Source organism: Sphingomonas sp., assembly GCF_019749955.1.
Lineage (GTDB): Bacteria > Pseudomonadota > Alphaproteobacteria > Sphingomonadales > Sphingomonadaceae > Sphingomonas.
Window position 1 is genome coordinate 1 of the sequence record NZ_JAIEPC010000027.1, and the last position, 20,769, is coordinate 20,769.

At 65.7% G+C, this 20,769-nt stretch carries 24 protein-coding genes and 1 pseudogene; 7 read left to right on the top strand and 18 right to left on the bottom strand.

Annotated features, from left to right (window positions below; all coding sequences use genetic code 11):
• Window positions 1-277: pseudogene (locus K2W81_RS08085) on the bottom strand (F0F1 ATP synthase subunit alpha); the annotation flags it as partial.
• Between the two features lie 3 nt (window positions 278-280).
• Window positions 281-850 (bottom strand): F0F1 ATP synthase subunit delta, encoded by a 570-nt coding sequence (locus tag K2W81_RS08090; protein WP_294103168.1) that lies wholly within the window; start codon window positions 848-850, stop codon window positions 281-283.
• Window positions 851-1,101: 251 nt separating this feature from the next.
• Here K2W81_RS08090 and K2W81_RS08095 point away from each other — a divergent pair, with 251 nt between their 5' ends.
• Window positions 1,102-2,847, top strand: coding sequence for a methyl-accepting chemotaxis protein (locus K2W81_RS08095; RefSeq protein WP_294103170.1), 1,746 nt, complete (start codon window positions 1,102-1,104; stop codon window positions 2,845-2,847).
• A 236-nt stretch (window positions 2,848-3,083) separates the two neighbouring features.
• A complete protein-coding gene (locus tag K2W81_RS08100; protein WP_294103171.1) occupies window positions 3,084-3,764 on the top strand; it encodes a dienelactone hydrolase family protein in 681 nt (226 codons plus the stop codon).
• Here K2W81_RS08100 and K2W81_RS08105 read toward each other — a convergent pair.
• From K2W81_RS08105 to K2W81_RS08115, 3 genes are read right to left on the bottom strand one after another with little or no spacing between them, the layout of a single operon-like run.
• Window positions 3,761-3,979 (bottom strand): helix-turn-helix transcriptional regulator, encoded by a 219-nt coding sequence (locus K2W81_RS08105; RefSeq protein WP_294103173.1) that lies wholly within the window; start codon window positions 3,977-3,979, stop codon window positions 3,761-3,763. The genes K2W81_RS08100 and K2W81_RS08105 overlap by 4 nt on opposite strands.
• Entirely contained in the window at window positions 3,979-4,479 is a 501-nt protein-coding gene (locus K2W81_RS08110; RefSeq protein WP_294103176.1) for a DUF2975 domain-containing protein, read from the bottom strand. The genes K2W81_RS08105 and K2W81_RS08110 overlap by 1 nt, the downstream gene beginning before the upstream one ends.
• Before the next feature lie 11 nt (window positions 4,480-4,490).
• Window positions 4,491-4,700 (bottom strand): hypothetical protein, encoded by a 210-nt coding sequence (locus K2W81_RS08115; RefSeq protein WP_294103178.1) that lies wholly within the window; start codon window positions 4,698-4,700, stop codon window positions 4,491-4,493.
• A gap of 210 nt (window positions 4,701-4,910) precedes the next feature.
• Here K2W81_RS08115 and ada point away from each other — a divergent pair, with 210 nt between their 5' ends.
• Window positions 4,911-5,948: a bifunctional DNA-binding transcriptional regulator/O6-methylguanine-DNA methyltransferase Ada gene (gene ada, locus K2W81_RS08120; protein WP_294103180.1), complete on the top strand. Its 1,038-nt coding sequence runs from the start codon at window positions 4,911-4,913 to the stop codon at window positions 5,946-5,948.
• Between the two features lie 362 nt (window positions 5,949-6,310).
• Window positions 6,311-7,219 (top strand): type II CAAX endopeptidase family protein, encoded by a 909-nt coding sequence (locus tag K2W81_RS08125; RefSeq protein ID WP_294103182.1) that lies wholly within the window; start codon window positions 6,311-6,313, stop codon window positions 7,217-7,219.
• Here the strand turns inward: K2W81_RS08125 and K2W81_RS08130 are convergent.
• From K2W81_RS08130 to K2W81_RS08150, 5 genes are all read right to left on the bottom strand, one after another.
• Complete coding sequence (locus K2W81_RS08130) at window positions 7,195-8,703, bottom strand: trypsin-like peptidase domain-containing protein (RefSeq protein ID WP_366932224.1); 1,509 nt, start codon at window positions 8,701-8,703, stop codon at window positions 7,195-7,197. The genes K2W81_RS08125 and K2W81_RS08130 overlap by 25 nt on opposite strands.
• Window positions 8,704-8,752: 49 nt before the next feature.
• Window positions 8,753-9,160: a PIN domain nuclease gene (locus tag K2W81_RS08135; protein ID WP_294103184.1), complete on the bottom strand. Its 408-nt coding sequence runs from the start codon at window positions 9,158-9,160 to the stop codon at window positions 8,753-8,755.
• A complete protein-coding gene (locus K2W81_RS08140; RefSeq protein WP_294103188.1) occupies window positions 9,160-9,351 on the bottom strand; it encodes a type II toxin-antitoxin system VapB family antitoxin in 192 nt (63 codons plus the stop codon). The genes K2W81_RS08135 and K2W81_RS08140 overlap by 1 nt, the downstream gene beginning before the upstream one ends.
• Before the next feature lie 50 nt (window positions 9,352-9,401).
• On the bottom strand, window positions 9,402-11,567 hold the full coding sequence (locus K2W81_RS08145; RefSeq protein ID WP_294103193.1) for a primosomal protein N': 2,166 nt from the start codon (window positions 11,565-11,567) through the stop codon (window positions 9,402-9,404).
• Between the two features lie 69 nt (window positions 11,568-11,636).
• Entirely contained in the window at window positions 11,637-11,966 is a 330-nt protein-coding gene (locus tag K2W81_RS08150; protein WP_294103196.1) for a hypothetical protein, read from the bottom strand.
• A 153-nt stretch (window positions 11,967-12,119) separates the two neighbouring features.
• Here K2W81_RS08150 and fsa point away from each other — a divergent pair, with 153 nt between their 5' ends.
• Window positions 12,120-12,773 (top strand): fructose-6-phosphate aldolase, encoded by a 654-nt coding sequence (gene fsa, locus K2W81_RS08155; RefSeq protein ID WP_294103198.1) that lies wholly within the window; start codon window positions 12,120-12,122, stop codon window positions 12,771-12,773.
• Between the two features lie 112 nt (window positions 12,774-12,885).
• On the opposite strand, the gene K2W81_RS08160 is transcribed toward fsa, so the two are convergent.
• Window positions 12,886-13,233, bottom strand: a complete 348-nt coding sequence (locus K2W81_RS08160; protein WP_294103199.1) for a hypothetical protein — start codon at window positions 13,231-13,233, stop codon at window positions 12,886-12,888.
• Window positions 13,234-13,425: 192 nt separating this feature from the next.
• Between K2W81_RS08160 and K2W81_RS08165 the strand changes: the two genes are divergently transcribed.
• Window positions 13,426-14,301, top strand: a complete 876-nt coding sequence (locus tag K2W81_RS08165; RefSeq protein WP_294103200.1) for a tyrosine recombinase XerC — start codon at window positions 13,426-13,428, stop codon at window positions 14,299-14,301.
• A 4-nt stretch (window positions 14,302-14,305) separates the two neighbouring features.
• Here K2W81_RS08165 and K2W81_RS08170 read toward each other — a convergent pair whose 3' ends face one another.
• The 6 genes from K2W81_RS08170 to rsmI all read right to left on the bottom strand — a co-directional run bounded on the left by K2W81_RS08170 (window position 14,306) and on the right by rsmI (window position 17,774).
• Window positions 14,306-14,671, bottom strand: a complete 366-nt coding sequence (locus K2W81_RS08170) for a transcriptional regulator (protein ID WP_294103202.1) — start codon at window positions 14,669-14,671, stop codon at window positions 14,306-14,308.
• Between the two features lie 11 nt (window positions 14,672-14,682).
• The gene (locus K2W81_RS08175) at window positions 14,683-14,985 is read right to left on the bottom strand and encodes a type II toxin-antitoxin system HigB family toxin (protein WP_294103204.1); all 303 of its coding nucleotides are present in this window, start codon (window positions 14,983-14,985) and stop codon (window positions 14,683-14,685) included.
• Between the two features lie 46 nt (window positions 14,986-15,031).
• Window positions 15,032-15,421 (bottom strand): limonene-1,2-epoxide hydrolase family protein, encoded by a 390-nt coding sequence (locus K2W81_RS08180; protein ID WP_294103206.1) that lies wholly within the window; start codon window positions 15,419-15,421, stop codon window positions 15,032-15,034.
• A 41-nt stretch (window positions 15,422-15,462) separates the two neighbouring features.
• Window positions 15,463-16,422 (bottom strand): glutathione synthase, encoded by a 960-nt coding sequence (gene gshB, locus K2W81_RS08185; protein ID WP_294103208.1) that lies wholly within the window; start codon window positions 16,420-16,422, stop codon window positions 15,463-15,465.
• A 150-nt stretch (window positions 16,423-16,572) separates the two neighbouring features.
• The gene (locus K2W81_RS08190) at window positions 16,573-16,929 is read right to left on the bottom strand and encodes a YraN family protein (protein ID WP_294103210.1); all 357 of its coding nucleotides are present in this window, start codon (window positions 16,927-16,929) and stop codon (window positions 16,573-16,575) included.
• Window positions 16,926-17,774, bottom strand: coding sequence for a 16S rRNA (cytidine(1402)-2'-O)-methyltransferase (rsmI, locus tag K2W81_RS08195; protein ID WP_294103212.1), 849 nt, complete (start codon window positions 17,772-17,774; stop codon window positions 16,926-16,928). Before rsmI ends, K2W81_RS08190 begins: the two co-directional genes overlap by 4 nt.
• A gap of 12 nt (window positions 17,775-17,786) precedes the next feature.
• Here rsmI and K2W81_RS08200 point away from each other — a divergent pair, with 12 nt between their 5' ends.
• Window positions 17,787-18,992 (top strand): penicillin-binding protein activator, encoded by a 1,206-nt coding sequence (locus tag K2W81_RS08200; protein WP_294103215.1) that lies wholly within the window; start codon window positions 17,787-17,789, stop codon window positions 18,990-18,992.
• A 460-nt stretch (window positions 18,993-19,452) separates the two neighbouring features.
• On the opposite strand, the gene K2W81_RS08205 is transcribed toward K2W81_RS08200, so the two are convergent.
• A complete protein-coding gene (locus K2W81_RS08205; RefSeq protein ID WP_294103217.1) occupies window positions 19,453-20,745 on the bottom strand; it encodes a homoserine dehydrogenase in 1,293 nt (430 codons plus the stop codon).
• Window positions 20,746-20,769 lie beyond the last annotated feature (24 nt).

Consider the following 20,769-nt stretch of genomic DNA (forward strand, 5'->3'; position numbering starts at 1 on the left):
TGCCGGTGCGCTTGACGACATCGCCTTCCTTGATCTGGCTGTCCGAGCCGAAGATCACGACGCCGACATTGTCGGCTTCAAGGTTGAGCGCCATGCCCTGCACGCCGTTCGAGAATTCGACCATCTCGCCGGCCTGAACATTGTCGAGGCCATAGATGCGGGCGATGCCGTCGCCGACCGACAGCACCTGGCCGGTTTCGGAAACTTCTGCCTCGGTGCCGAACGAAGCGATCTGGTCCTTGATGACCTTCGAGATTTCTGCGGCGCGGATATCCATGACTTAGCCTTTCATCGCCTGGGCGAGGGAATTCAAACGGGTCTTGATCGACGAATCGATCATCTGGCTGCCGATGCGGACGACGAGCCCGCCGAGCAGTGAAGGATCAACGGTCAGGTCGACCGCCACGTCGCGACCGACGCGCTGGCGCAGCGACGCCTTGAGCGCATCGACCTGATCGGGCTCAAGCGGATGCGCCGAGGTGACTTCGGCGGTCGTCTCGCCCCGGTGATCGGCAGCAAGCGCGCGAAACGCACGGATGATCGCGGGCAATTGCGCCAGACGCCGGTTGTCGGCGAGCACGCCGAGGAACTTGGCGGTCGTCGGATCGGTGCCGAGCGATGCCGCCGTTGCGGCAACTGCCTTCGCCGCATTGGCGCGGCTGACGAGCGGGCTCGCCACGAGTCGCGCGAAGTCGGGCGACGCATCGAGCGCGGCGCGGACATCAGCAAGGCTCTGCTCAACCGCCGCAATCGTCTTGGCCTCGCGCGCGATGTCGAACAACGCGGTGGCATAGCGCCCGGGCAGGCTCGCCTGGATACCGCTGCTCAAATTACCGCCGGAACTCTCCACGCGATTGAAATCCTCTTGGGAACAGGAAAATTGGCCCCATGTAAAAACAGGGCGACAAAGCGCCCTGACTTGGGTTGCGCGGCTGCTAGCATCGGTGCTGCGTTGATGCAAGCCGGGTGTAGGGAGCGGGGCAATTGGCGCTGATTCAGCCAAAAAACGTCTGTTTTCATTTATCTGACGCATTGGGTTAACCATTCATTGTCGCCTGCCCGGCCATGACATTTGGGCAATTTCAACGCTGGACGATCATCATGGCATCGAATTGGGGCCCTTGGATTGGCCGGTTCAACGGACGTGCGGACACCATCGGTGCGGTAATTCGCCGGGTGCTGATCGCGATGCTGGGGATCCAGGCGATTCTGGCGCTGTCGCTGGTCATCGGTGCCTTTATCACGACCGGTACGGTTCGCCAGTTGGTCGACGCTCGCCTGAAGCCAATCGCCGAATTGCAGCATGTCATGGACGGCTATGCCGATTCGCTGGCGACCGCGCACAAGGTGGAAAGCGGCAACCTGCCGGCAACGGGCGCGCTGACAGCGATTGCCGCATCACGGGCGACGATCCAGCGCAACTGGGCCAAATTCCGCCAGCATTCTATGGACCCGGCTTACCGCAAGCATATCGCCGACATCGTGGCGGCGCGGGGCAACGCCGATGACGCGATCGTTAAGCTCCAGTCGCTGCTGCAAGACGGGCATGTCGACCAGCTCGCGTTTTTCGTAAGCGGCCCACTGTACGCGGCGACCGACCCGCTGACCAGATCGACCAATGGCTTGATGGACAAGCTGCGCGATGACGCGGCGGCGCAACAGGGACTCGTCCGTTACCGCGTGTTCCGCACGTATGCGATCGTATCGGTCGTGACGCTGCTGGCGATTCTGGTCGGCTGGCGGGGGATGCAAATCGTGGAACGCAGGATCATCCAGCCGCTTGCCGATATTGCGGTCGTTACACGAGATATCACCGACGATCAGCTCGATGCCGCCATCCCCGCCCTCGATCGCAGCGACGAAATTGGCGACATCGCCCGCGCGCTCGCTTTCGCCCGCCAACGCTTAAGGGACGCGCGGCGGCTTTCGGACGAGTCGCGCCGGGTCGAGGAGGCGCTCCACCGCCGCGAAGTCGCCGAACATGCCGCCCACGCCAAGCGCGCCGCCGATCTCGACCGGTTGTTCCAGCTGTTCGAGCGCGAGGCGGGTACGATCGTCGACCTGCTCAAATCGGCGGGGCCGAGTCTGCGCGAAACTGCCGGCGCGATGTCGGGCGAAGCGACCGAGGCCGAGCATCATGCGCTCGCGACAGCGGCGGTGGCCGAGCAAAGCGCGCGGTCGGCGCGCACAATCGCCCAGTCCTCGGTCGCGCTGACGACGGCGATCGACCATATCAGCAGGGCCGCACATGAATCGCGCACCGGTGTCGGCACCGTGCGTGACCGTACGCTCGCGGGGCGCGATCAGGCGGCGTCGCTCGGCGCGCTGGTGAGCGAAATTGCTTCGGTGCTCGATTTCATCGCCGGGCTGGCGGGCCAGACCAATTTGCTCGCGCTCAACGCCACGATCGAGGCTGCGCGCGCCGGAGCAGCGGGGCGCGGCTTTGCCGTCGTCGCGGAGGAAGTGAAGGGCCTCGCACGCCAGACTCAAGCCGCCGCCGGTCGGATCGAGGGGCGCCTGTCCGCCGTCCGTGAGGCGAGCGACACGGTGCTGGCTTCGATCGAATCGATCGACGGCCTCGTCGCCGGACTCGACCGTTCGGCCAGCAATGTCGCCGACGCCGTTGAGCAGCAGCGCGATATGACCCGCTGCATCGCGCTCGCGATCACCGAAGTCGAAGGCGGCACCGCCAGTGCCGCCGCCAATATGCAATTGCTCCACAGCCGCGCCGAGCGCGCGCGCGGCACTGCCAGCGACCTCGCGGGTACCGCCGACAGCGTCGCCAGCGCCGTCGATGCATTGCGCGGCCAGATCAACCGCCTGATCGCCGACGTGCGCGCGGCTTGACCCCGGCCTGCTGAGCTGGGCCAAGCGATCTCAGGCTCCTTAGATATATCCCCGTTCGGGCTGAGCTTGTCGAAGCCCTGTTCTTCTTCGCCGACGTCACCGCAAAAGCAGGACGGCCCTTCAACAAGCTCAGGGCAAACGGACCGGGGAATCGGCTGACACGCCCGATTCACCGGGCTGACTTCGCTGCGTAACATCCGCATGATGCTTGCCTGAGACCAGCAAAGGAGCAGGCAATGGCGAACGGCACGATGACGCGGATGACGATGGACGATGGCGCCGAGGTTGCGGTCTATCATGTCGCGCCGCCGGGAACGCGTCGCGCAGGGCTTGTGCTCGTGCAGGAAATCTTCGGGGTCACTGACCATATCCGCGAATTGTGCGACGAATATGCGCATGACGGTTTCGAAGTGCTGTCGCCCGCGCTGTTCGATCGCGAGCATCCGGGCTTCGAGGCCGACTATACCGGTGAGGGTTTCGCTCGCGCCGTCCAGCTCGCGCGCGAACTCCACCCGTTCGACCAGAGCCTGAAGGACGTCCAGACCTGCATCGACAAGCTGAAGGCCGACGGACCAGTGTTCGTGGTCGGTTATTGTTACGGCGGGTCGATCGCGTGGCTGTCGACGACGCGGCTGACTGGGGTCGCGGCGGCATCGGCCTATTATGGCTCGCTGATTCCCGGCGCGGTGGAGGAGGAACCCCAAGTGCCCGTCATCGCACATTTCGGCCGCCACGATACCGGCATCCCGATGGACGGCGTCGACACGGTGATCGCCAAGGCTTGGCCCAATGCGACCGTCCATGTCTACGAAGCCGGGCATGGCTTTAATTCGGATCGGCGCAAGGATTATCACGAACCCAGCGCCGATCTCGCGCGCGAACGCACGCTTGAGCTGTTCGAGGCGAACGGGGCTTAAACGATCCCGCCTTCGCTTTCGAAATCGAGCAGGTCGCCCGGTTTGCAATCGAGCGCGTCGCACAGTTTTTCGAGCGTTTCGAACCGCACGCCCTTCACCTTGCCCGATCGCAGCAGCGACAGGTTGGTCTCGCTGATGCCGATCCGCTGGGCGAGTTCCTTGCTGCGCATCTTGCGGCGCGCGAGCATGACATCAAGGGTGACGATGATCGGCATCAGACGATCTGCTCATTGTCGGCTTTGATCTCAGCGGCAATGGCCTGAACCCGGCCGAGCAGCCGGATCGCCAGGCCCACGCCGATCAGCACGATCTGGGTGGTGATATAGGCGGCGGTGACCGCATCCATTTTGTCACTGGCCGGCCCGACGAACAGCGCCAGCACACCGCTGGCCGTCAGCCAGTCGCCGAGCCGCCCGACCGCGCGCCCGCTGGTGGGGGTCAGCACCGCGCCGCCTTCATAGGCCTTGAACAGCCCGCGCGCGGTCCAGATCGCGCCAAGCAGGGCGACGCTCGGGAGCGAGCGTGCCGCAATCTCGCCGAGATGGGCGAGCGCCGCCATTGCGTCAGGCGTGCCGACGCTGAACAGCACGGCCTTGATCGGCACATAGCTCACCTGGCTGAACAGCAGGAAACACGCGATGCTGAACGCCCATTCAAAGGCCTTTTTCAGCGACCGGCTCTCGCGCTGCAGCGCGTCGATTTGGGGAGTGGACACCAAAAGCCTCCTTAGCGTTCGCCGATGCGGACGAGCAGCACGACGCTGCCGACGGCGACTTCGGTGGAAAAGACGAAAGCGCTGGTTCGACCGATGGTCGGGGCGCTGGCGCGGTCGACGCTCGGCCAACCAAGGATCAAGGCGGCGACGACCAGCATGGCAGGCGCGCCGCGCCTTGCCGCCAGCGCGAGGTTGCGTAAAAGCGAGGGGTGAGATGGCATTGACGGTCCTTTCAACAATTCGCGTTTTATTTACGTGAAACATAAATTTAAGGTCGCAAAACGTCAATAGATTTATTGGAAGTGGAGAGGCGGCTTCGCGTGGCCAGGCCGATCGCGCTGAATCACAGCGCTTTTTTCTGTCGCTGCGCCCAATAGTTTGAACGCAACGCGCGGGATGTGACACCGATCGCGCCCGCCTATATCGGGGGCATGAACAGCACCCCCACCCTCGATCAGGACGCGGCATGGGCCGCGTTCGTCCGCCGCGACCGTGCCCTGGACGGCCGCTTCGTCGGCGCGGTCCGCACGACGGGCATTTACTGCAAGCCGAGCTGCGCCGCGCGCCACCCCAAGCGCGAGAATGTCGAATTCTTCGCCGATCCGGTGGCGGCGCGCGCGGCGGGCTATCGCGCTTGTCTGCGCTGCAAACCCGACGAAGTCGGCCGCGACCGCGTCGCCGTCGCCGAAGCGATCCGGCTGATCGAGGCCGCCGAGGAAGCGATCAACCTCGATCAGCTCGCCGCGCGCGTCGGCTATGCGCCGCATCATTTCCACCGCCTGTTCAAACGCGCCACCGGCGTGACGCCTGCCGCTTATGCGCGGGGGCTGAAGGCCCGCGCCGCCGCCGAGGCACTGACCAAGGAGAGCAACGTGACCGAAGCCATTTACGAAGCCGGCTATTCCGCCCCCAGCCGTTTTTACGAAAGTGCCGCCGCCCGGCTCGGCATGAGCCCCAGCGTGTGGCAGCGCGGTGGCGCGGGCGTCACGATCCGCTGGACGATTGCTGAGACGAGCCTCGGCCCGTTGCTGATCGCCGCGACCGACAAAGGGCTGTGCCGCGTCGCGTTCGACGAGGATGCCGACGCGCTGGTCAGCCGCTTCCCCAAGGCAGAAGTCGCGCCCGGGGGCGCGGCGCTCGCCGATCTCGCTGCGCGCGTCGTGGCCAGCGTCGAAAGCCCCGAGCGGCACCAGGATCTGCCGCTCGACGTGCAGGGCACCGCCTTTCAGGAAGCCGTGTGGCAGGCACTGCGCGCAACGCCTGCGGGCGAGACGCGGACCTATTCCGAGCTTGCCGCCCTCGCCGGCAATCCGCGCGCGGTGCGTGCGGCGGGGACGGCATGCGGCGCGAACCACCTAGCCGTCGTCATCCCCTGCCACCGCGCGCAGCGGAGCGACGGCAGCATGGGCGGCTATGCCTATGGCATCGACCGCAAGATCGTCCTCCGGAACCGGGAAGGTGTCGAATGACCCGCTTTACGATCACCGGGCTCGACGCGAGCCCCTTTGCCGACCTTTATGGCCTGTCCGACGCCGCGCGCGCCGCGCGCGGGGGCGAGCGGATGACGGTGACCGCCTAACCCGGCTTCCCGTGCCGGATCACGCTCGAAGACGCCGATCTGGTCGACGGGCGCGAATTGCCCGCGCACGCCCGCGTGCGTCGATTGCCGCCTGCGGCAGCGCGTCGGGCATTATCGAATTTGCGCGCCCGTTGCGCGGATGGAAGCGCGTCGACCGCCGCAGCGTCAGGACGTCAACGGGTTCCTCCACCCCAAACTTGCCAGTTCAAGCTTCGGTGCGTTATGAGAATAAATCACCAAGGGGGATGGCGCATGGATGATACGCAACCGATCGCTGCTGATAAAGCGCCACCCGGCCTGGCGATGCGTATCCTCCACTTCCCGATGACGCGGCTCGTCATCGGCATCGTCGCGTTCGTGATTGCCAGCATCGCCGCGAGCTTTGTCGCGCGGGCGATCGATCCCTCGCATGCCGGCGTTCCACGGGTTGTCGCTGCCACCGTCACCGCTGTGATCTTCATCGCGATCTATCTGGCCTTCACCACCTTTGTCGAGCGGCGCGGCAATGTCGAATTCGCGCTGCGGGGGGCAGTGTCCGAGCTCGCCGCTGGTCTGGCGATCGGCGCCATTTTGTTTTCCATCGTCGTGGCGCTGATCTGGGCTTTGGGGGGCTATCAGGTCCTCAGCACCCGTGGCGCCGAGGTATTGGTGCCCGTCGTGGCGCTGTCGATCGTGTCCGGCGTCACCGAGGAAATTTTGCTGCGCGGCCTGTTCTTCCGCCTGATCGAGGAATGGCTCGGCAGCTGGGCCGCGCTGCTCCTGTCGGCGGCTTTGTTCGGCGCGCTCCACCTCGGCAATCCCAATGCGTCGCTTCTCGCCGGGTTCGCGATTGCGCTCGAGGCGGGCATCATGCTCGCGGCAATTTACATGGTCACGCGGCGGCTATGGGCGGCGATTGGCGTGCATGCCGCGTGGAATTTCACCCAAGGCGGTATTTTCGGCATCGCGATTTCGGGCAATGACACGCCCGGTCTGCTCGTCCCGCGCATCACCGGGTCCGAGCTGCTGACGGGCGGCGCGTTCGGCGCCGAGGCATCGCTGCCGGCGATCGTCGTCGCGACCGGGTTCGGTCTCGCCGTTATGGCCTATGCGTGGCGCACTGGGCGCTTCGTCGCGCCGTCATGGGTGCGCCGCCGTCACTTGGCCGCCGCGCACTCATAGACCAGCCATTCGTCGGGCTGCGGCGGCAGCGCGTCGCGGATCGCGGCCTGCTGCTGCGCCAGCTTCTGGCGCGTCGGCTCGTCCGGGCTGCACGCCTTGATTGTCACGCTCGACCGCAACCGCCGTGCCTGTTCCATCGCGCTCGCGCTGAGCAGATAGCGGCTTTCGGTATAGACGCGCTCGGCCGGGCGGTACTCCAGGATCGACACCGTCTGCTCTTCGGCGGGGACGAGAATGCGTTCCCAGCGGCTGCCATTCTCGACATATTGGGTGCGCGTGTTGACGCAGCCATCCTTGCCCCAGTCGATCGTGACATCGCCGGGGGAGGAGGTGTTGATGCGGCTGCGTTCGGGCGAAATGTGGCAGAGCAGCTTGCCCTCGACGACCGGGGCCGGCCCCGTCGCTGTCGTGGCGGCAGCGGGCAAGGCGACGCTCACCTCGCCAAAGGGGCGGACGAAGAACAGCACCACCGCGCTCAGCATCAGCACGCCGCCGCCGCCCAGCGCCCAAAACGCTTGCCGCCGCGCGCCGCGCGTCGCGAGCAGCCCGGCGCCGCTCAGCCCGAGCGATCCGAGCACCAGCAGAAGCGTCGCGCCGCCGATAAAATTCTCGCGGGTGCGCGCCTGATCCTGCAGCGCGCGTTCGATCGCCGCGCTACGCTTTTCGGCGGCTTGCGCGGCGGCGGCTTGTGCCGCCTGCGCCTCGCGGTCAGCGCGCTGGGCGGCGGTTTCCTTGTCCTGTTCCAGCCGCTGGGCAATGCTGGTGCACGGCGCGCCGGTGGTGGCATAGGGTTGCTTGGCGTCGCGCAAGAAGGCGGCAAGCTCGGTATCGGCAATCGCGAAGCCAAAGCTCGAATCGCCTTCTTCGGTGCGCGTGATCGCCGAATTGACGCCGATCACGCGGCCGCAGATATCGAGCAGCGGTCCGCCCGAATTGCCGCGCGCAATGCTCGCGGTGTGGAGCAGCACATCGACCCCCGATATCGCGCGCCGTCCGGCAAAGCCGCCTTGTGACCGCACCGGCATCAGCGGGCGGATATAGTCGGCGGCCGATTGCGCGGTCGCGAGATCGACATTGCCCGGATAGCCAAGCGCAATCACCGTCTCGCCGTCGGTGACGGGGCCGGGGTAGACGGTGAGCGGCGGCAATTGCGTGCCGGTAAACTCGATCAGCGCCAGGTCGCGCTGGGCATCATAGGCAATCAGCTTGCCGCGATAGCTTTTGGCGCCTTCGCTCGGCACGATGCCAATGACGACATTGTCGGGATAGCGCGCGGCAAGTTCGACGACATGCGCGTTGGTGACGATCCGGTTCGGCGCCACCGCGAGGCCACTGCCGTGCCCGAAGCCGACGATCTGCCCTTCGGCCGAGGCGATGGTGACGACGCGCACCACGCCGCGACCCGCCGCCGAAATGTCATCGGCACGGGCTGGCGCGGCGAGGCCGATCAGCAGGGCGATCAAGAGCAGGAAGCGCGTCATCATGTTCCTCAGGCGCGAACCCTATGGTCTGTCGGGCAATCGCGAAGTGGGTTCAAGAGGCCGCGAGCGGTAACGCCGATTTTAGCCCCAGATGCGCAGCGAACGGATCGAAATCGCGGTCGCTGTACAGCAACGGCACATCGAGCGCGATGCAGCGGGTCGCGATCAGCGTGTCGATCGTCTTGCGGATCGTCACCCCCTTGGCGCGCAAGCTGCGGTAATTGCGCGCGGCGGCAACGGCGATTTCGGGGTCCGCGATTGTCACGGTTGGCAGGTAGCTGAAGCGGCGAAGAGCAAATCGGAATTGATGGTCGTGGGCAAAGCCTTGCAGCACTTCGACCATGACAAGATCGCCAACGAGTGCGGCTCGCTCCTCAAGCAACTTTTCCAACAGCTCGACTTGAGGGGAGAGGGAACCGCGAAAAAAGTCGATCCACACGCTCGAATCGACCATCGTCATCAGTCTAGCCGCATCGCCTCAAGATCGCCCTGCCACTCGACCTTGCCGCGCAGGCTGCGAATGCCATCATACGCGGCAGCGCGGATCAACGCCTTCAGCGCCATTTCGACGGCCTCGCGCTTGGTCTTGGCGCCAGTAAACTCCATGGCATCGGCCATCAACTGATCGTCAATCTCGATGTTCGTTCGCATGATGTGTATCCAATTGCCTATGCCTCACACATAGCGTCTCCGCGCACGCCCTACAAGAAACTGTACGGATCGACATCCACCGCGACCCGCACTTTCGCGGGCCACTCGACGCCGCCCAGCCAGTCGCGGATCACGTCCTGCACGTCGAGCGAGCGGCGCGCATGGACCAGCAGGCGGAAGCGGTGGCGGCCGCGCAGCATCGCCAGCGGGGCGGGGGCAGGGCCGTAGACATACATCGCGTCCTGCTCGGGCGCGGCATGCTTGATCGCCCGCGCGACAGTGTCGGCGGCGGCCTTGTCCTCGCTCGACACGATGATCGCGGCATAGCGGCCAAAGGGCGGCGCATTCGCCTCGCGCCGTGACTGCGTTTCGGCGTCGTAAAAGGCCTCGGTATCGCCCGTCACCAGCGCTTGCATCACACTCGCTTGCGGATCGTGCGTCTGGATATAGACATGCCCCGGCTTGGCGCCGCGTCCGGCGCGGCCCGCCACCTGGCTGATCTGCTGAAAGGTCTTCTCGCCCGCGCGCAGATCGCCGCCTTGGAGCGCCAGATCGGCGTCGATCACCCCGACGAGCGTCAGATTGGGGAAGTGATAGCCCTTGGTCACGAGTTGCGTGCCGATGACGATGTCGATGTCATGCGCTTCCATCCGCGCGACGAACTCGGCGGCCTTGGCGGGCGACCAGATCGTGTCGCTGGTGACGATCGCGCGCTTCGCATCAGGCCAGAGCAGCGCGGCTTCGTCCGCGATCCGCTCGACCCCGGGGCCGCAGGGGACCAGGCTGTCCTCGCCGCCGCATTCGGGGCATTTCTCGGGCACGCGCTCGACATGGCCGCAGTGATGGCAGGCGAGCCGGTGGATGAGGCGATGCTCGACCATCCAAGCGGTGCAATTGGGGCATTGGAACCGGTGCCCGCAGGTCCGGCACAAGGTCAACGGCGCGTAACCGCGGCGGTTGAGGAACAGCAGCACTTGTTCCCGCCGCGCGAGTGTCTCGTCGATCGCGGTGACGAGCTTGGGCGCGATCCAGCGGCCGCGCTCGGGCGGCGCATCGACCAGATTGATCGCTTCGATCGTCGGCAATTGCGCCACGCCATAGCGACCCGGCAGCTTGACCTCCGCATAGCGCCCTGCCGCGACTTGCTGGCGCGTTTCGATTGCCGGGGTCGCGCTCGCCAGCACCACCGGCGCGCTTTCAAATTTGCCGCGCATCACCGCGACGTCGCGCGCGTGGTAATGGACGCCTTCTTCCTGCTTGAAGCTCGTCTCATGCGCTTCGTCGACGACGATCAGCCCGAGATTGGCATAGGGCAGGAACAGCGACGACCTTGCGCCCACCGTCACCAACGCCTCGCCGCTGGCGACCGCGCGCCATGCCCGCCTGCGCTGCGACTGGCGCAAGTCCGAATGCCACGCCACCGGCGCGCAGCCGAAGCGCGCGGCGAAGCGCTTCAGGAAAGGCTCGGTCAGCGCGATTTCGGGAAGCAGCACGAGGCTCTGGCGGCCCTCGCGGATCGCTTGCGCAATCGCTTCGAAATAAACCTCGGTCTTGCCCGATCCGGTGACGCCGTCGAGCAGCATCGGGGCAAAGGCGCGCGCCGTCACCGCATCGGTGAATTGCCGCGCAGCCGAGCCTTGCGCGTCCGACAGCGCGGGCTGCTGGTGATCGGGATCGGGCACCGGGAAGGGCGAATCGATCGCGACTTCGATCGCTTCCATCGCGCCGACGTTGACGAGGCCCCGGATCACCGCGTCCGACACCCCCGCCGCCAGCGCCAGCTCGCGCACTAGCCCCTGCCGGTCGCCGAGCCGCTCCAATGCCTGGCTGCGCTGCGGGGAGAGCCGCGCCGGCACCTCGCCGGTCAGCCGATATTCGGTGACGGTCCGCGCGCCTTCGAGCGCCGAACTCGACGGCATCGCCATCCGCAACACGCTCGCAAGCGGGGCGAGATAATAGTCCGCCGTCCACTCGATCAGCCGCCTTAAGGGAGCAGCAATCGGCGGCGCATCGGCCACCGCGATCAGGTTGCGCAGCCGATTGTCGCCGACCGGCTCGGCGGGCAGGCGATCCTCCTCCCACACCACCCCCATCACCTGGCGCGGGCCGAGCGGCGCCACCACAATCGAGCCGGGCGCGACCTGCATGCTCTGCGGCGCGCGGTAATCGAGCGGGCCGAGGGCCGAGTTGAGGATGATGACGCGCGCGCGGGACATCAGCCCTTTATGGGCATTGAACAGCGACAGGGAAAGGCGATCTACCGACGCCGATCGCCCGATCAACCCCTAGAAGTGGATGCCGTTGCGGCCGCGCTCGCGGTTTTGCTTGAGCTGGCGGATATGCAGCTGCGCCTTGTCGAGCATCGCGCCGATGCGGCGCTCGTCCCGCTCGCTCAGATTATTGCCGCGTGCGCGCAGCTGGGCTTCGACGGCTGAAATCCGGCGCAGTTCAGCGTTGAGCACATTGCGCTCGCGAATGCTGAGCTTGCCCGACCGCTTGCCGGCGTCGACCTGACGCTGGAGATCGGTCTGGCGGACGTCGATGCCAATGTCGGCCTGGGCGACGCTGCCAAAGATAAGCGCGCTCAGCGCGGCGGCGATGAAGAGTTTTTTCATGATCGAGTCCTTTCGGAATAAAACTTGGCCATCCGCAGGAAGGCTCGGACAGCATAATGCATGAGGCGGCATTTGGTCGCATCGTGGCGCAGGCTCGCCATCGCACTGGCTTTGTCTTATGGCCCGCGCCAACCATAGTCCGGGAGCCCACCCATGAAATTCTTCGTCGATACTGCCGACACCGCCGAAATCCGTGATCTTGCCGATTCGGGGCTGGTCGACGGCGTCACCACCAATCCCTCGCTGATCGCCAAGTCGGGGCGCAATTTCCTCGAAGTCGTGGCGGAGATTTGCGGCATCGTCGACGGGCCGGTGTCGGCCGAAGTCGTGGCGCTCGACCACGCAGGTATGATGCGCGAGGCCGAGATTGTGCGCAAGATCGCGCCCAATATCGCGGTCAAAGTGCCGCTGACGATCGACGGGCTGAAGACGTGCAAGGCGCTGACCGATGACGGCACGATGGTCAACGTCACGCTCTGCTTCTCGGCCAATCAGGCGCTGCTCGCGGCCAAGGCGGGGGCGACCTTCATTTCGCCGTTCGTCGGGCGGCATGACGATGTCGGCTTCGACGGCATGGAGCTGATCCGCGACATCCGGCTGATCTACGATAACTACGCCTATGAGACCGAAATCCTGGTCGCGAGCGTGCGCCACCCGATCCACATATTGGAGGCCGCGCGCATCGGCGCCGACGTGATGACCGCACCCCCCGCCGTCATCCGCCAGCTCGTCAAGCACCCGCTGACCGACAAGGGGATTGAGGGGTTTCTGGCGGACTGGGCGAAGACGGGGCAGGTGATCGGGTGAGGCTGTAGTAGCTCCTCTCCTACTCAGGGGAGAGCATAGCGGCGCTTGGCGGCTTGCTGATTTAAAGAGCTTAGCAAGGGGAGGCGACTCCCTCGCCCCTCGCCAAATCCGACTAACCAGCGAGCTGGCAAATCTGTGTATAGTAGGCTTTGATGGTAGCGCTCATATTTAATTTTTGGCAGGGAATAGCTGCAATTTTGCTTGTCTCTTCTATTTCCGCTTTTATTTCGACAAAAATTGGCATATTCATTAGTGTTTCGATAACGCTTGTTTCAATAGCTTTAGTAATGTTAATTGGAACGGTCGCAGCTGCTGGATACGATGAATACATTCCATTTGGCCTGTTTGTATTTCCAGGACTGTCATGGGTTGGATTTTTTGCGGGGTATTTTTTCAGGCGCAACAAGAAATTTGGCGATCGGTAGAACGCCACCTTATTAGCTAAGAAGGTGGCGCTCACGTCAATCGGCATTCGCGAATATGTGCTAATGCCGACGCGAGCCCATTACGACTAGAGGTCAGGATATCCGCGGGCACAAACCTTGGCTCAGGCGAAAGAGGAACCGTCCCGCTACAGCCCCCTCTCGCTGTCCGTCTTGCTTCCCGCCACTTCCCCTCCCCAAAGCGCATCCGGACAGCTAGACGGGGCGCTATGGCGCTTTCCCAAGCCTATGCCGATCATTTGCGGCGCGACCGGCGTCGTTCGGTCCATACCGTGCGCGCCTATCAGGCGAGCGCCGAGCGGCTGGTCGCCTTCCTGCAAGGCCATTGGGGGGCAGAGGTCGACACGGCGGCGCTCGCCAAGCTGACGACGGCGGATTTGCGCGCCTATCTCGCGATGCGGCGCGCCGATGGCCTCGGCAATGCATCCGCCGCCCGCGAACTCTCCGCCGTGCGCGGGTTCCTGAGCTTCGTCGGCGCACCCGCGCCAGCGATGAAAGGCCCGCGCGTCAAGAAAGGCGTGCCGCGCCCGGTATCGCCCGACGAAGCGGTCGCCCTCGCCGAGGATGTCGCCGAGGATGCCGCGACCCCGTGGATCGCCGCGCGCGATCTCGCGGTGCTGCTGCTACTCTACGGCGCGGGGCTGCGCATCGGCGAAGCGGTCGGGCTGACGGCAGCAGTGCTGCCGCTTGGTGCCACGATCAGCGTCACCGGCAAGCGCGCCAAGACGCGGATCGTGCCGCTGCTGCCGCAAGTCCGTGCGGCGATCGAGGATTATGTCCGCCTCACCCCCTGGCCGGTCGAGCGCGGCGAAATGCTGTTCCGGGGTGCGAAGGGCGGGCCGCTCTCCCCTGCGATCATCCGCCGGTCGGTGCGCGCGGCGCGCGTGCGGCTGGGCTTCGGTGAGCGCACCACCCCGCACGCGCTGCGCCACGGTTTCGCCACGCATCTGCTCGGGCGTGGCGCGGATTTGCGCAGCTTGCAGGAACTGCTCGGCCACGCGAGCCTCAGCTCGACGCAGATCTATACCCAGGTCGACGCAGCGCACCTGCTCGACGTGTACCGGAATGCGCACCCGCGCGCTTGAGCGGCTAGCGAGTCGTGTAGGCGCCGACCAATAGCTTTTCAGGCACCCGCCACTCGCGCGCGATCTTGCGGATCATCGGTAGCGTCAGGGGGCGGGTGCGACCGAGAATCTCGGTCGCGCGTGATTGGCCGATAAGTCTCGCCAGCGCGGCGCGATCATAGCCATTCATCGCCATCGCTGCTTTGATCGCATCGACCGGATCGAGCGGTTCGATCGGCCACCGCGACGCCTCATAGGCATCGACGAGGGTTGCAAGCACATCGAGGCGGTCGCCTTGCGGCGATCCCACCGGGGAGCCCCAAAGCGTTTCGATCTCGCGCAAAGCGGCTGCATGGTCGGAATCGGTCTTGATCGGGCGGATTTCGTCCATCGCAGGCATCCTCAAAACAGGCTAACTGTCAGCGCGTCAATTCGGTCATACTCGGCATGCGTGCCGAGAAACTTCACGAACGCGATCTGCCGCGCGAAATCGAACGCGACGATCAATCGGTAATCGCCACCGCCAATGTCGAACCGCACACGTTCGCCGTTGAGTGCTTTTGCTTTCGAAAAATCGCGCACCACCTCCAACGGCGACTGCCAATCAGCCGCCTTCGTGACTTCGAACCAATGCAGCAACGCCGCCTTCGCGTCGGGATGCCGTTCCCAAAAAGCGATCAGCGAGCTGCGAGCAATGATTCTCACGTCGCGCTACCTATCATTTCCCATTATGGGAAGCAAGCGAGGAGCCTCACCCCGCCATCGCCGCCAGCGCGGGCCATTGGCGCACGATCGTGCCGAGATCGAAATATTCGCGCCACACCGCGATCTTGCCGTCGCGGATGACAAAAACGCCGGTCACCGGCAGCTCGACCCAGCCGGTATCGATCAGGTGGCGATCGAGCCGCTCCGTAAACACCGTGTCGCCGTCGACCGCCACGCGCAGGATGCGGAATTCATTCTCGACCGTCGGCGCGAAGAACGGTTCGAGCACGCTGCGCACGCCCGCAGGCCCGGTCACGCTCCCCATCGGCAGGTTGGTATATTCGCAATCGTCGGTAAACCACGGCAGCGCCGCGTCATAATCCTTGATCGCCATGGCATCGGTCATGGTTTTGATGATGTCGAGCGGGCTGGGCATGGCAGGCGACTCCTGTAGCGGTTGCTACGTCGCTTCTATGCTCATCCCAGCCGCGCCGCAACCTTCGCTTCAATCGCGTCCCAGATCAGCCCGGCGACATCGGTGCCGTCGAACTTTTCGATCGCGACGATGCCGGTGGGCGAGGTGACGTTGATCTCGGTCAGCCATTTGCCGCCGATCACGTCGATGCCGACGAACAGCAGCCCGCGCCGCTTGAGCTCCGGCCCGAGCGCGGCGCAAATTTCGCGCTCCTCCTCGGTCAGCACGGTCCGCTCGGCGGAACCCCCGACCGCGAGATTGCTGCGGATTTCGCCTTCGCCGGGCAGGCGGTTGATCGCGCCGACGACCTCGCCGTCGACCAGCACGATGCGCTTGTCGCCCTTGGCGACGTCGGGCAGGAACGCCTGCACCATATGCGGCTCGCGCCACGCGGTGTTGAACACTTCGACCAGCGCCGACAGATTGGCGCCGTCGCTCCCCACCCGGAAGATCGCCTTGCCGCCATTGCCGTGGAGCGGCTTGATGACGATTTCGCCATGCTCCTTCAGAAAGGCGCGCGCTTCGTCGAGGCTGCGCGTCACGAGCGTTGGCGGCATGAAGCGCGCATAATCGAGCACGAACACTTTCTCGGGCGCGTTGCGGACGCTGGCGGGGTCGTTGACCACCAACGTCTGGTCGGCGATCCGCTCAAGCAAGTGCGTCGCGGTGATATAGCCCAGGTCGAATGGCGGGTCCTGCCGCATCAGCACGACATCGGCGTCATGGCCCAGATCGAGCCGCACCGGCGGCAGTGTGCGGTAATGATCACCGACGATATGCTGCACCGTCACCGGATGCGCCATCGCCCAGACATGGCCGTCCGAATAATTGAGGTCGCTCGCGAGATAATGGAACAGCCGATGCCCGCGCGCCTGCGCCGACAGCATCAGCGCAAAGGTCGAATCGCCGCCGATGTTGATCTGGTCGAGCGGGTCCATCTGGACGGCAACGGTGAGCGTCATGCCTGAAAAGTCCTTGAGCCGTTTGCCCTGAGCTTGTCGAAGGGCTGTCCTTCCTTTCGCGGGTCGAAGGGAAGGGCAGGGCTTCGACAAGCTCAGCCCGAACGGGGGTGAGCAGGGTAGCCTGCTATCTAGGCTGTGATGCGCGCGAAGTCATCCAACCCAAGCATTCTCAATGTGGCGCAGCTTGGCGCCAGGTGCGATGAGGATCACGTCGATGCGGATATCCTCGCCTTGGGTCGCGTAGGTCGGCGCGAGCGCTTCGGCCGCAGCGGCAACGCGGGCGAGGCGGCGCTCGTCGATCGCAAAGTCGAGTTCGGCGGCGGTCGCGCGTACCTTCACTTCGACAAAGGCGATCAGGCCTTTGCGCTTGGCGACCAGATCAACCTCGCCGACTTTGGTCCGCACCCGCTCGGCGATGATCGTCCAGCCGCGCCGCTTGAGATGCGCGGCGGCGAGCGTCTCGCCCTCGCGCCCGCGTGCCTCGGCGGCTTGGCGATCGGCCTTCACCCCTTCAACTCCAGCGCCCGCGCGTAAAGCATTTTGCGGTCGAGCCCTAAAGCCTTCGCGACTTCGCTCGCCGCCTGGCCCGTCGACAGCCGCGTCAGCGCCTCGGCCAGCGCCATGTCGGCATCGGCAGCGCTGGCGGGTGCGGCCTCGCCCGGCGGGGCGACGACGATCACGATCTCGCCCTTGGGCGGCGCATCGGCATAGCGCGCGGCCAGCGTCGATAGCGTCCCCGTCACCGCTTCCTCGAAATGCTTGGTGATCTCGCGCGCGACCGCCGCTTCGCGGTCGCCAAGCCCCTCGGCCAACGCCGCCAGCGCGCTGCTGAGGCGCGGCCCGCTTTCGTAGAACACCAGAGTCGCGCGCACCCCCGCCACTTCGGCAATCGTGCTCGCGCGCGCGCCCGCTTTGGGCGGCAGGAACCCCATGAACAGGAACCGATCGGTCGGTAACCCTGCCAAGGTCAGCGCCGCTACGGCGGCGCATGGCCCGGGAATCGTCACCACCGCATGCCCCGCCGCGCGCGCGTCGCGCACCAGCTTATAGCCGGGGTCCGAAATCAGCGGCGTCCCCGCGTCGGACACCAGCGCGACCGACTCGGTCGCCATCCGCGCGATCAGGCCCGGCCGCACGCCTTCCGCATTGTGATCATGGTACGGCTGCATCGGCCGCCGCACGCCGATATGCTGGAGCAAACGCGCCGTCACGCGGCTGTCTTCGACCGCGATTATGTCGGCATGCGCCAATATGTGGGCGGCGCGCGGCGAAAGATCACCGAGATTGCCGATCGGGGTGGCGACGATATAGAGGCCGGGCGACAAGGCGCTGTTGTTCGGGGCGGCGTTCATTAGGGTGGGACCATGACAGACACTGCGGTACGTCGGCAACTCGCCAAGGGCTGGGGCCGGAAATTGATCGGCGCCGGGCTCGGACTGATGCTCGCCGCGTGCCAGACGGTGGTGCCGCGCGGGCCGTCGGGGCCGGTGGTGCAGACGCCGCCGCCGGTGGCGCGCCCGACCACGACGCCGCGCGTCGACACCGGCATTCCGCAGGACACCGCGCGCCAGCGCATCGCGCTGCTCGTCCCGCTGACCGGCCCCAATGCCGGTGTTGGTCAGAGCATCGCCAATGCGACCCAGCTCGCGATTCTCGATCTGCGCAATGAAGCGATCCGGATCACCACCTATGACACCAATCTCGGCGCTGCCGCCGCTGCGCAAAAGGCGCTGGCCGATGGCAACAGGCTGATCCTCGGGCCGCTGCTTTCCGATGATGCGCGCGCGGTGGCGCCAATCGCCCGGCGCGCAGGCGTGCCGGTGGTGACATTCTCGAACGATAGCGGCGTCGCGGGCAATGGCACCTTCGTGCTCGGCTATGCCCCGGCCCAGTCGATCGCGCGCGTCGTCGATTATGCCGCGTCAAAGGGGATTCGCGATTTCGCGGGGCTGGTGCCCAATGGTCTCTACGGTGATCGCGCCTCGACCGCGTTATTGCGTGCGGTCGAGGATAGCGGCGGGCAGGTCGTCAGCCTCCAGACCTATGATCGCCAGCCCGGATCGCTGACGGCGGCGATCACGCGACTGGGCCGCGCCTCACCCTATCAGGCCGTGCTGATCGCCGATTCGGGCGCGACCGGGGCGACGGCGGTGCCGATCATCCGCCGCAGCGGCGGACCGACCGCGCAAGTGCTCGGCACCGATTTGTGGAATACCGAGGCGTCGGTCGCTGCCGCGCCCGCGCTGCAAGGCGCATGGTTCGCGAGCGTGTCGGACGGGCTCTACCGCCAATATGCGACCAAATACCGCACGCGCTTCGGCAAGGCGCCCTATCGGCTGTCGAGCCTTGGCTATGACGCGGTGCTGCTGACAGTGCGGATCATGCGCGACTGGCCGGTCGGCACGCCATTCCCGACCGATCGGCTGAGCGATCGCGGCGGCTTTGCCGGCCTCGACGGCGCGTTCCGCTTCGGCCCTGACGGTGTCGCCCAGCGCGCGCTCGAAGTGCAGGAAATCCGCGCCGGCACAACGGTAACGGTCAGCCCCGCGCCGACGGGATTTGCGAAGTAGATCTGAGGGAAAACCGGAAGCATTTCTCAAGCCCCTCCCCTGAAGGGGAGGGGTTGGGGTGGGGCGCTTCCGCGAGCGTGCCGCCCGAAGGAGAGGCCCCACCCCCATCCCAGTGTTGCCGCTCTTTGTGCCGTCCGGGGGACGGCACTGCGGCAAAACTCCTGAAGGGGAGGGGCGAGATAAGCTCGTGACCAGCGGCTCGTCGGCCCCGCTTTCAATGTTGGAAAACCTGTGTCACGACTCGGTGGCTCTTTGAAAACGTAAGCGATTGGCCCGATCGACCCCCCCTGGGATGGTCGTGACTTTTGTAACCTTTCGGGGTGGGGATAGCGCGTGAAGACGTGCGGTTCAGTCACAAGCGCTTCCGTTCGTTTCGAGCGCAGTCGAGAAACAAGCCCGGAGCGACGTCGCCTGTGGCAGGTTACTCGACTGCGCTCGAAACGAACGGTGGTAGGAGCAACTACCCCAATATGTGCATCCAAAGCGGCGTATCCGTCAGGCTGGCCGACCCGCGCAGCCGCTCCAGCGCTTGCGCGACCGCGCGTTCCGGCCCTTCGTGGGTGACGATTGCGACCAGCACGCTGCCGTCGCCGACGCGGCCGCGCTGGATCAGGCTTTCGATCGACACGCCTGCGTCGCGCATCGCCGCCGCAATCTCCGCCAGCACGCCCACCTTGTCGGCGACGGTGAAGCGGACATAGGCGCGCCCGATCCGGTCGCCGCTGTCGGCGGGGAGCGTGTCGGCCAGCTCGGCGGCGGGCATCGCATAGGGCGCGCCATATTCGCCCCGCGCAATGTCGATCAGGTCGGCGACCACGGCGCTCGCGGTCGGGCCATCGCCCGCGCCCGCGCCCTGGAACAGCAGGCGGCCAACGAAATTGCCCTCGGCCACCACGGCATTGGTCGCGCCGGTGACATGCGCGAGCGGATGATCGACCGGCACCAGATGCGCATGCACGCGCTGGAACAGCCCCTGCGGCCCCGCTTCGGCCAGCCCGATCAGCCGGACGCGGTAGCCGAGCGCGGCGGCTTCGGCGATGTCGGCGGCGAGGATGTGGCGGATGCCGCTCGCTGCCACCGCGCCGAACGCGGGCCGCGTGCCGAACGCGACGCTGGCGAGGATCGACAGCTTGTGCCCCGCGTCGATGCCGTCGATGTCGAAGCTCGGGTCGCTTTCGGCAAAGCCCAATGCCTGCGCTTCGGCGAGCACTTCGGCGAAGTCGCGCCCCTCCGCCTCCATCTTCGACAGGATGAAATTGCAGGTGCCGTTGAGAATGCCATAGACGCGCGCGATGTCGTTGGCGGCGGCGCCTTCGCGCAGGCCCTTGATGACCGGGATGCCGCCCGCGACCGCTGCCTCGAACTTCAGCGGCGCGCGCGATGCTTCGGCAGCGGTTGCGAGTTCGAGCCCGTGGTGCGCGATCATCGCTTTGTTGGCCGTGACGAAGCCCTTGCCGCTCGCAAGCGTGGCGCGCGCGAGCGCGAGCGCGGGGCCATCCGATCCGCCGATCAGCTCGACGATCACGTCCGCGTCGGCCTCGGCGAGCTTGGTGGTGTCGTCGACCCAGCCGAAGCGGGCGATGTCGCCGCCGCGATCCTTGGCGCGGTCGCGGGCCGAGACGGCAACGATCTCGATCCGCCGCCCGGCGCGCCGCGCGATCAGGTCGCCATTGGCATCGATCAGCCGGATCACCCCGCCGCCAACGGTACCGAGGCCGGCGAGCGCGATGCGGAGTGGTTTGGTTTCGCTCATTGCCTAGCGGTGGCGGCGCGGCAG

What these genes read in the sequence shown, in the direction of transcription:
- K2W81_RS08095 (WP_294103170.1), top strand. Translation starts at nt 1,102, where the DNA reads ATGGCATCGAATTGGGGCCCTTGGATTGGCCGGTTCAACGGACGTGCG.
- K2W81_RS08100 (WP_294103171.1), top strand. Translation starts at nt 3,084, where the DNA reads ATGGCGAACGGCACGATGACGCGGATGACGATGGACGATGGCGCCGAG.
- K2W81_RS08105 (WP_294103173.1), bottom strand. Translation starts at nt 3,979, where the DNA reads ATGCCGATCATCGTCACCCTTGATGTCATGCTCGCGCGCCGCAAGATG.
- K2W81_RS08115 (WP_294103178.1), bottom strand. Translation starts at nt 4,700, where the DNA reads ATGCCATCTCACCCCTCGCTTTTACGCAACCTCGCGCTGGCGGCAAGG.
- ada (WP_294103180.1), top strand. Translation starts at nt 4,911, where the DNA reads ATGAACAGCACCCCCACCCTCGATCAGGACGCGGCATGGGCCGCGTTC.
- K2W81_RS08125 (WP_294103182.1), top strand. Translation starts at nt 6,311, where the DNA reads ATGGATGATACGCAACCGATCGCTGCTGATAAAGCGCCACCCGGCCTG.
- K2W81_RS08130 (WP_366932224.1), bottom strand. Translation starts at nt 8,703, where the DNA reads ATGATGACGCGCTTCCTGCTCTTGATCGCCCTGCTGATCGGCCTCGCC.
- K2W81_RS08135 (WP_294103184.1), bottom strand. Translation starts at nt 9,160, where the DNA reads ATGACGATGGTCGATTCGAGCGTGTGGATCGACTTTTTTCGCGGTTCC.
- K2W81_RS08140 (WP_294103188.1), bottom strand. Translation starts at nt 9,351, where the DNA reads ATGCGAACGAACATCGAGATTGACGATCAGTTGATGGCCGATGCCATG.
- K2W81_RS08145 (WP_294103193.1), bottom strand. Translation starts at nt 11,567, where the DNA reads ATGTCCCGCGCGCGCGTCATCATCCTCAACTCGGCCCTCGGCCCGCTC.
- K2W81_RS08150 (WP_294103196.1), bottom strand. Translation starts at nt 11,966, where the DNA reads ATGAAAAAACTCTTCATCGCCGCCGCGCTGAGCGCGCTTATCTTTGGC.
- fsa (WP_294103198.1), top strand. Translation starts at nt 12,120, where the DNA reads ATGAAATTCTTCGTCGATACTGCCGACACCGCCGAAATCCGTGATCTT.
- K2W81_RS08165 (WP_294103200.1), top strand. Translation starts at nt 13,426, where the DNA reads ATGGCGCTTTCCCAAGCCTATGCCGATCATTTGCGGCGCGACCGGCGT.
- K2W81_RS08170 (WP_294103202.1), bottom strand. Translation starts at nt 14,671, where the DNA reads ATGGACGAAATCCGCCCGATCAAGACCGATTCCGACCATGCAGCCGCT.
- K2W81_RS08180 (WP_294103206.1), bottom strand. Translation starts at nt 15,421, where the DNA reads ATGCCCAGCCCGCTCGACATCATCAAAACCATGACCGATGCCATGGCG.
- gshB (WP_294103208.1), bottom strand. Translation starts at nt 16,422, where the DNA reads ATGACGCTCACCGTTGCCGTCCAGATGGACCCGCTCGACCAGATCAAC.
- rsmI (WP_294103212.1), bottom strand. Translation starts at nt 17,774, where the DNA reads ATGAACGCCGCCCCGAACAACAGCGCCTTGTCGCCCGGCCTCTATATC.
- K2W81_RS08200 (WP_294103215.1), top strand. Translation starts at nt 17,787, where the DNA reads ATGACAGACACTGCGGTACGTCGGCAACTCGCCAAGGGCTGGGGCCGG.
- K2W81_RS08205 (WP_294103217.1), bottom strand. Translation starts at nt 20,745, where the DNA reads ATGAGCGAAACCAAACCACTCCGCATCGCGCTCGCCGGCCTCGGTACC.